We start from the raw sequence: 6,382 nt of genomic DNA, 5'->3' as shown, positions 1-6,382 counted from the left end.
CATGTCTTTAAAGTCACGCACTTATATTTTATTTGCATTTGTTATTATTTTTAACTTAGTAGCATGGGGTGCTTTTTTTTACCTTGTTAAACTAAACCCAATTCTTTCAAGTTTAGGTTTGCTTGCTTATTTTTTTGGTCTAAAGCATGCATTTGATGCAGACCATATAGCAGCTATTGATAATGTAACAAGAAAACTCAGACAGGATAACCAAAAACCAGTGGGTGTTGGTTTGTTTTTTTCCTTAGGTCATTCAACAGTTGTGATTTTGCTGTCTTTTGGCTTAATAATAGCTGCAAGGACAATCCAGACGCATATGGATTTTTTGAAAAACTTCGGAAATATTTTTGGAACTGTAGTTTCAGCGTTGTTTTTAACAATTATTGGGATTTTAAATCTGCTTGTCGTAAAAAGTCTTTATGATTTATCAAAAGAATACAGAAAAGGCAATATCAAACACGAAGAAATAGATAATTTGCTTAATAAACGTGGCTTAATGGGTAGGTTTTTTGGTTTTTTATACAAAAAAATAAACAAAAGCTACCAGATGTATCCTGTTGGATTTTTATTTGGGTTGGGTTTTGATACGGCAACAGAAGTTGCAGTGCTTGGCATTTCTGCAGCTTTAGCAAAAAACTCTCATATGCCAATCTGGAGTATACTTGTATTTCCGTTTTTATTCACAGCAGGCATGAGCCTTATGGATAGTCTTGATGGTCTGGCAATGATGAAAGTCTATGATTGGGCTATGAATGATGTTATAAGAAAGTTGTTTTTTAATATATTTGTAACAGGAGCAAGTGTATTTGTAGCTTTGTTTGTAGGTACAATTGAGTGGATACAGGTATTATCTTCAGAGCTAAATTTAACATCACCTTTTTTTGTATTTGTCCAGAATATCCCTTTTAGTGAATTGGGTTTAAGTATTGTTGGGTTTTTAATATTAAGCTGGGTGTCAGCATACATTTATTACAAGAAAGCGCTTGCAAAGATTAAACTTAATTAGATTTTAAAGGTGATGTTATGAAATATTCTATATTTTTGGGTTTATTGTTTTTGTTAATTTTTTTGCAAAAGACAATGGCTATGGATGTAGTCAGTAATTCTAACGTTAACCTTTATGGTTCAATAAAGCAGTATTTTGTTTGGGGCAATAACAACTTTACACTGCCACCTCCAACTTACCCAGCAAACACTGCATATAATGGTTTAAAAAATGGTAATCAATTCACAGTGTTTCAGACTTACACAGGCACAACAAAGCTTGGTTTAGATGTGAAAAGCGACAAAATTCAAGCAAACATAGAAAGCGATTTTGAGTCTGATAACAATACATTGTGGCTTTTAAAAGCGTATTTTAAATACCAAATAAATAATAATTTATCTTTGCTTGTAGGAAAAGCAAACATGATTGGTGAGTTAAATACATATTCTGATAACTACTATGCTATGCCGGGCTTTAACCAGACATGGCCTTTTGGAACGGATCAGATTAGACTTGATGGTAAATTTGAAACTGACAAACTTATACTAAAGCCAACAGTTGCCTTAGAGCAGCTTAACCGTTTCTTTTTAACGGACGATGAAGCCAAATCAAAAAATATTTCAACAAAAATGCCGGGTTTTGGTGCAAAGCTTGATATTGAATTTCCATTTTTAACTTCAAAAGCCAGGGTTTACTCATTTTTGGAAACACAACAAATCTATATTAATTCAAAATATTCGCATTGGCCTTATGTATACGGCAGTGGAGTAAGTTTGCCAATAAAAAATCTTACGCTTCAATCTGAGTTTGTTTATGGCAAAGGTGCAACAAACTATGTTGGGCTTATTGAATCAGGTGACGCTCAAAGTGAGACTGAAGTACCAAGCTGTTATTCAAGCACGAATGCTGCAAGGCGCTTTAGAGCTTACAATATAGAGGCAAGTTATACTATCAATGATTACTGGGGATTATATGGAGGTTTTGATAAATTAAACTTTATGAATGACCTAAATAGCTCAAACCAAGCTATCCAATCTGCAAACGGCAAATTTTTAGGCATTAGCTATAACCTGACAAAATCCACTACGCTAAGATTAGAATACGATCTATTTTCCACACAATACTACAATCAATCAAAACATATAACAACGTCCAGAGCAAGACAGCTTTTTTTGAGTGCACAATATGATTTTTAGAAAAAAATCGTTACTTTTGTTCCAGCATTTAGCTCACTTTCGACTTTAATTTTTGCCTTGTGTAAATCTAAAATTTCTTTAACAAGGCTTAGGCCCAGACCTAAGCCTTCAATTGTTTTTGATCTTGAAGGATCCGCTCGATAAAATTTATCAAATAAATTTTCTATTGATTCTTTAGATATACCAATACCGCTATCTAAAATTTCAACACTTTTTGTTGCAAACATCGAAATTTTAATTGTGCCATTTTCTTTGTTATATTTGACAGCGTTATCTATTAAGTTTAAAAAAACCTCTAATAAAAGCGTTTTGTCAGCTTCTATAGTAAATGTGTTGCCTTCTATGCTGCAATTTATATGTTTTTTTTCAAGTTGTGGTTTCAATATTCCAAGGGTTTTTTCTATAGTTTGTTTAATATCGCAAGTTTGTTTTTCCAATAGCTGAGTATTTTCTATTTTTATTAATTTAAAGAGGATTTCTATAATGCTTTTCATGTGTAGAGCACTATTTTTTATTTGGTCTATTGTATTTATATAATCATCTATCTTTCGCTGTTTTCTTAGAGCCATTTCTGTTTCCATAAGTATTACGCTTAAAGGTGTTTTTAATTCATGAGAAACATCTGCTACAAATTGTTTTTGTTTATTAAAAACATTGTCCAATCTTGCAAATGTTTTGTTAAACGCTATTGCTAGTGGTTTTAACTCATTGGCTACATTTTCATCAATATGACTTTTTGATAGGTTGGATTCTGAAAGTTTGCTTATCGTTAAAGATATTTTTTTGAGTGGCTTTAACATGGCATTTACTACGATTAAACCACCAAAAGCACTCAAGATTATTGCCACCACAATAGCTATAGAAAGGATACCAAGGTAGGTTTGAAGCAAGTCAATCTTATCATCAATATCTTGTGCGCACTCAATAGTAAATTGTTTATTGTTTATTTTGAAGCTAAAAGGTACTATACGGACAGGCTCATTTTTAAAATTAACAGTTTTAATTTCTGTCACAACTGGAAGGCTTTCGCCATTCAGCGATGCAGATTTTTCTAGAATTTTTGAACCGTGTATAATTTGAAAGTAATGTTTTGAATGTTTTGAATATTCTTTTAGTATTTCATCAGAAAACTTAAAATTAATACCTTCGTCTTCGCTAATAAGCGTTGCAATAGCTTTTGCTTTTGTCATTAGAGCGTTATCTATTGATTTTAATACTATATCTTCAAGGCTAAAGTATAAAAATACGCCAAGTATTCCAAAAATTACAAACGATATTGCACAATAATATATAAATAGCCTAAATTTTATAGAATTCACTCTTTTAAAGCGTATCCCATGCCACGAATTGTATGGATTAATTTTTTATCAAAATTTCTATCAATTTTGTTTCTAATTCTATTTATAAATACGTCAATAATATTGCTATCTAATTCAAAATCTTCATTGTAAAGGTGTTCAATAATCGTAGTGCGATCTATAACTTTATTTTTATTGGCAGCCAAATATTCAAGTAATGCATATTCTTTTGCCGAAAGCTCAATTTGTATATTTGCTCTTTTGACTGTTTTTTTAGCGGTGTCAATTTCTAAATCTACAATTTTTACAATCGGACTTGAAGTTGCATACCTGCGCCTTATAATCGCTTTAGTGCGAGACAATAATTCTTCAAAAGAAAAAGGTTTTGTAAGATAATCATCTGATCCACTATCTAAGCCAAGCACTTTATCTTTTATTGTATCCTTGGCAGTAAGCATAATTACTGGCGTTGAATTGTTTTGTTCTCTTAGTTTTTTTAGAATAGTTATTCCATCGATTACAGGAAGCATAATATCAAGTACTATGCAATCGTATATATTGTTTTGTGCAAAAAAAAGGCCATCTTCACCGTCGTATGCTACATCAACAGCAAAACCTTCTTCTTCAAATCCTTGTTTTATCAAATTAGCCAGAGTTTTTTCATCTTCAACAATTAAAATTCTCATTTTTGCCATAATAACCCATCTTTTTTTATTTTTCAAGAAAAAAAGGGGACAGGTGTCCCCAAAAAACAATTAATCGTTTTCTTCAATGCCTTCTTTTTGAGAGTCTGGCTGGTCTTTTTCAATTTTTAAAATTTTGGCATTTTTTGCATCAACTTTAACTTCATGAATCTGGTTGTTTGATGCAATTTCTACTCCCCATACTAAATAGCCATTCTCGTTTTCTAACCCTGCTTTAATGACTTGACCTGGTTGTGCCTTTAGTGCACTTGCAACAGCTTGATCGATATTAACACTAGCCAGGTTTGCATAGTTGGCCTCATTGTCTTGAGTAATTTTGATTGAACCATTTAGTTGAGAGCTAGCTGTTGCAATACCTGCTGCAGATGTAGCAAGTAATAAACCTCCAAGAGCCAAAGCCGCTAATTTTTTTGTGTTTTTCATAAACACACCTCCATTTTAAATCTTAAAATACACTATACTTATGCAACATTAACAGAATATGAACGCTAAAAATTTATAAATTTTTGCAAAGCGAAAAAAGGCGCTATTCGATTTGTGGCTAGTCATTCTGCGAAAAGCGTAGAATCTCAATGCTAAAAAATGGATCCTGTTAGTATAAAAGCACTTTAGCAAAAATCCAATCAAATTATCGCAAATACAGCCATATAAACGGAAACATTTATAGTGGTAATTATTATTGAATATTTAAAAAACTCAAAAGAAGTGATGGTTTGATTTGTGTATTTTTCTAAATTTTGAGCAACTATAATATTGCTTGCAGCACCAAGCAAGAAAATATTTCCAGCAATTGAACTTGCAACAGATAAAGCAAGATATGGTTGCCAGCTTAAATGATAAGATGAAAAAACCTGCAGATAAAGCGTTACGAGAGGAACATTTGAAACAAATTGACTGGCGATTGTTGTGAGAGCAAATATGACATATGTTGAGGTTAAGTTAATATGTGAGCTTAAAATGTAATCCTGTAAAATATTTGAATTCCAGAAAGCTTTTATTAGAATAAAAAGTCCAATAAAAAAAACCAGTGTTTTATAATCAACATTCTTTATAATTGTAAATCTTTTTTTATGTAAAAGGACAATTGTAGCAGGTATTAATGAAATATAAATCAAAGGCATATCTTCAATAAAAAAAGCCTTTAAAAAAACTAAAAATATCAAAACAACAATTGCGTAAATTGAAAGCACAGCAAGGCTTTTGTCATTTAATTTTACAATTTTATTTTGCGGGTATAGAGTTTTTTGTTCAAAACTAAATTTAGCATACAAAAAAAGCAAAACTAAATTGAGAATTGTTGGCAAAACAAGGTACTTAGAGTACAAAAGAAATGGATTTACTGACATATGGCTCACAATTAATATATTTTGTGGACTTCCTATGGGGCTTGCACATGCACCAATTGTTATTGCAAGCATGCTTACAAGGAGTAGTTTTTTTACATTAACTTGCAAAGTTTTTGCAAACGTAAGAATAATTGGAGCTACAATTGCAGCAATTGTATCGTTCATTAAAAAGGCACTGCTTACAGCGCAAAATAAAATTACAAATAAAAGTAAACTGTCAATATTTTTAATATATTTCAAAGTATAGTTGGTAAAAAACTTTGCAAGGCCACTTTTTTCTATAGATACACCAATACAAAACATACCAAACAAAAAAAATATTACATCAAAATTTATTGAATAAAATGCTACTTTTAGACTAATTTGATTTGTAATGATACAAAGAAACGCAGCAACAATTGCAATCTGCCAGATATGTATAGTAAATTTGCCTATTTTTTTAACTAAACTTAAGGCAAATACACAGATAATTAAAAAAGCTGGTATGTAGTGCAAATTTTACTTATCGTTTTCAAGATAATCTTTTACCCATTCAATTTCAACATTTTTTGGTGCCTTTGATTCAACAATTGCCTTTGCCTGTTCTTCATCTATACAGTACTCGCTGATACCAAAAGCCTCGCATGTCAAATGTAATTTATCATTTTCTTTTTTTACTTTCGCAACAATTTTGTCTTTCATTTCTCCTCCAAAATTTATTTTTAAATATACAATAAATTTTCAAAAATTTCAATATATTTTAAATGGACATAGTTTTAAAACCTTATTTTATAGCTATTTAAAAGATTTTTTTATTTCCCCAAAAAAATTCTTTCCTTTCCCCTTGACAAACTAATTGAATTAGAATATATTA

General features: G+C 30.9%; 7 protein-coding genes. 2 read left to right on the top strand and 5 right to left on the bottom strand.

What is annotated here, in order from left to right; translation table 11 throughout:
• Nucleotides 1–1,006 (top strand): HoxN/HupN/NixA family nickel/cobalt transporter (locus ACP5FO_RS08215; RefSeq protein ID WP_428157353.1); only part of this gene is annotated, 1,006 nt, incomplete at its 5' end.
• Between the two features lie 80 nt (nt 1,007–1,086).
• A complete protein-coding gene (locus ACP5FO_RS08210; protein ID WP_428157352.1) occupies nt 1,087–2,181 on the top strand; it encodes a hypothetical protein in 1,095 nt (364 codons plus the stop codon).
• On the opposite strand, the gene ACP5FO_RS08205 is transcribed toward ACP5FO_RS08210, so the two are convergent.
• The 5 genes from ACP5FO_RS08205 to ACP5FO_RS08185 all read right to left on the bottom strand — a co-directional run bounded on the left by ACP5FO_RS08205 (nt 2,178) and on the right by ACP5FO_RS08185 (nt 6,210).
• Entirely contained in the window at nt 2,178–3,500 is a 1,323-nt protein-coding gene (locus ACP5FO_RS08205; protein WP_428110764.1) for a sensor histidine kinase, read from the bottom strand. The two genes, ACP5FO_RS08210 and ACP5FO_RS08205, sit on opposite strands and share 4 nt — an antisense overlap.
• Nucleotides 3,497–4,165: a response regulator gene (locus ACP5FO_RS08200; RefSeq protein ID WP_428110763.1), complete on the bottom strand. Its 669-nt coding sequence runs from the start codon at nt 4,163–4,165 to the stop codon at nt 3,497–3,499. Before ACP5FO_RS08200 ends, ACP5FO_RS08205 begins: the two co-directional genes overlap by 4 nt.
• A 69-nt stretch (nt 4,166–4,234) precedes the next feature.
• Nucleotides 4,235–4,606 carry a PepSY domain-containing protein gene (locus ACP5FO_RS08195; protein ID WP_428157351.1) on the bottom strand — a complete coding sequence of 124 codons (372 nt, stop codon included), beginning with the start codon at nt 4,604–4,606 and terminating at the stop codon, nt 4,235–4,237.
• A 200-nt stretch (nt 4,607–4,806) separates the two neighbouring features.
• On the bottom strand, nt 4,807–6,024 hold the full coding sequence (locus tag ACP5FO_RS08190; RefSeq protein ID WP_428157350.1) for an SLC13 family permease: 1,218 nt from the start codon (nt 6,022–6,024) through the stop codon (nt 4,807–4,809).
• A 3-nt stretch (nt 6,025–6,027) separates the two neighbouring features.
• Complete coding sequence (locus tag ACP5FO_RS08185; RefSeq protein WP_428110760.1) at nt 6,028–6,210, bottom strand: hypothetical protein; 183 nt, start codon at nt 6,208–6,210, stop codon at nt 6,028–6,030.
• Nucleotides 6,211–6,382: the final 172 nt, after the last annotated feature.

This window comes from Desulfurella sp., assembly GCF_049977265.1.
Lineage (GTDB): Bacteria > Campylobacterota_A > Desulfurellia > Desulfurellales > Desulfurellaceae > Desulfurella.
Note: the sequence above shows the minus strand (reverse complement) of the source record. Positions and strands in the feature narration are given on the sequence as shown.

Excerpts from the sequence above, each read along its gene's own strand:
- ACP5FO_RS08210 (WP_428157352.1), top strand. The coding sequence starts at position 1,087 with ATGGATGTAGTCAGTAATTCTAACGTTAACCTTTATGGTTCAATAAAG.
- ACP5FO_RS08200 (WP_428110763.1), bottom strand. The coding sequence starts at position 4,165 with ATGAGAATTTTAATTGTTGAAGATGAAAAAACTCTGGCTAATTTGATA.
- ACP5FO_RS08195 (WP_428157351.1), bottom strand. The coding sequence starts at position 4,606 with ATGAAAAACACAAAAAAATTAGCGGCTTTGGCTCTTGGAGGTTTATTA.
- ACP5FO_RS08185 (WP_428110760.1), bottom strand. The coding sequence starts at position 6,210 with ATGAAAGACAAAATTGTTGCGAAAGTAAAAAAAGAAAATGATAAATTA.